Source organism: Sphingomonas sp. S-NIH.Pt15_0812, assembly GCF_003951315.1.
Taxonomy (GTDB): domain Bacteria; phylum Pseudomonadota; class Alphaproteobacteria; order Sphingomonadales; family Sphingomonadaceae; genus Sphingomonas.
This window is the reverse complement of the sequence record NZ_QLJH01000103.1, coordinates 1-795: the sequence shown is the minus strand read 5'-3', so window position 1 is coordinate 795 and position 795 is coordinate 1. Positions and strand designations below refer to the sequence as shown.

Sequence of the window (795 nt, the reverse complement as noted above, 5' to 3'; positions counted from 1 at the left end):
CGTCGCGCCCGGATTGCCGCCCGAGCTCGCACAGGGCCTGTTCGCGGAACCTGGCACGTTCGATGTCGCCGTCCGCTTCGCGCAAGGACCCGGTGAGAAGCTCGGCGATCGCGTCTCGACCCATCGCGGCATGTCGATCAAGGTGTTCGGCGTCGAGGGCGCGAAGCTGCCCGGCCATGACGCGCCGACGCAGGACTTCGTCCTTGCCAGCGGTACGACCTTCCCGGCGGGGACCGCCGCGGGCTTCCTCTCCCAGGCCAAGAAGATCGGCCTGACGGTTCCGATGCCTGAGGGGGTGAAAAGCGCGGCCGCTTCCGTCGCTCGCAACATCAACAAGGTGCTGAACGCCGTCGGCGCGGGTCCAAGCCCGACGCTGGACTTCTACGGCCATCCCTTCAGCCACCCGCTGGTCGAGGAATATTTCAGCCAGTGCCCGGTCCGCTTCGGCGACCATGTCGCCAAGATCGGGGCGTTTCCCGTTGCAGCCGAGCAAAAGGCGCTCGCCGACTGGCAGCTCGATCCGCATCAGGACGAGGATGGCTTCCGCCATGCCACGGTCGAATATTTCGCCGGTGACGATGCGGTGTTCGAGCTTCGGGCGCAATTGTGGACCGATGCCGCAACACAGCCCATCGAGGACACGTCCGTCGACTGGCCGACCAGCGAAAGCCCGTATCGCACCGTCGCGACGATCCGATTGCCGCGACAGGCGGCCTATGGTCCCGACCGCGTCCATTATTTCGACGAGGTGATGACGTTCCGCCCGGCGCACAGCCTGGAGGCGCATCGCCCGCT

At 66.4% G+C, this 795-nt stretch carries 1 pseudogene; it reads left to right on the top strand.

What is annotated here, in order from left to right:
- Positions 1-130: 130 nt before the first annotated feature.
- A pseudogene (locus tag BRX43_RS20085) lies at positions 131-795 on the top strand (catalase); the annotation flags it as partial.